This window comes from Mesorhizobium sp. M5C.F.Ca.IN.020.32.2.1 (assembly GCF_004023105.1).
Taxonomy (GTDB): Bacteria; Pseudomonadota; Alphaproteobacteria; order Rhizobiales; family Rhizobiaceae; genus Mesorhizobium; species Mesorhizobium wenxiniae.
This window is the reverse complement of the sequence record NZ_RZSX01001462.1, coordinates 1-795: the sequence shown is the minus strand read 5'-3', so window position 1 is coordinate 795 and position 795 is coordinate 1. Positions and strand designations below refer to the sequence as shown.

General features: G+C 58.0%; 1 protein-coding gene. It reads right to left on the bottom strand.

From position 1 onward, the window contains the following. Positions 1 to 110 precede the first annotated feature (110 nt). Positions 111 to 795: calcium-binding protein (locus EOA86_RS36795; RefSeq protein ID WP_164892419.1), on the bottom strand; the 685-nt coding region annotated here is incomplete at its 5' end.

Sequence of the window (795 nt, the reverse complement as noted above, 5' to 3'; positions counted from 1 at the left end):
ATTAAGCAGAACTAATTAGAGATCGCTCGAAAAAGAGGTCACCGGTTTTTCGAACAAAGCGATCGCAAACTAGAAGTTACAGCGGTGCGCGCGCCGCTGTAGGCGCCGGATCAGATCACGAAAAAATCGTCGGCCAGCAGCGTCGGCCTGTTCGTCAGCGTCGCGAGCTGTGTCACGCCGCCTGCGACGTTTCCGTTGGAATCGTAAAACAACGCACCCGTAACCTTGTCATAGACGATGTGGTCGTCGGCGTCGTGCGCGCTAGTCCCAGCGAAGAAGTACCTTGGCTCGAGGGCTCCGGTGGCTCCCAGCCCCTGCATTACCGAATTCTGGAGCCTGAATGTATCGGCCGTATGATTGAAATCCGTGATGATGTCGCGGTTGGCCACTGAGAGCGGCGCACTGAAAACGAAGGAATCGTTGCCGGCTCCGCCAGTAAGCCGGTCAATGCCAAGGCCGCCCATTAGTGCATCGTTGCCACCGTGCCCGAGCACGGTATCATTGCCTCGGCCGCCGTCCAGTTTGTTGTCGCTGTCGTTGCCGTCGAGCACGTTGTCGAGGGAATTTCCCGTGGCTCCGACGTTGGCGTTTCCGGTCAGACGCAGATTTTCTACCAGCCTGCGATCGACCGCCAGTGAGTACGTGACCAAGCTGAAAATCTGGTCGAGGCCCGCTTCGTCGATGACGTTGTCCAGTACATTGTCCACGTAATAGGTATCGTTGCCGGCACCGCCATTCATCAGGTCGGCCCCGGTCCCGCCATCGAGAAGGTCGGTGCCATCATAGCCCGCCAAC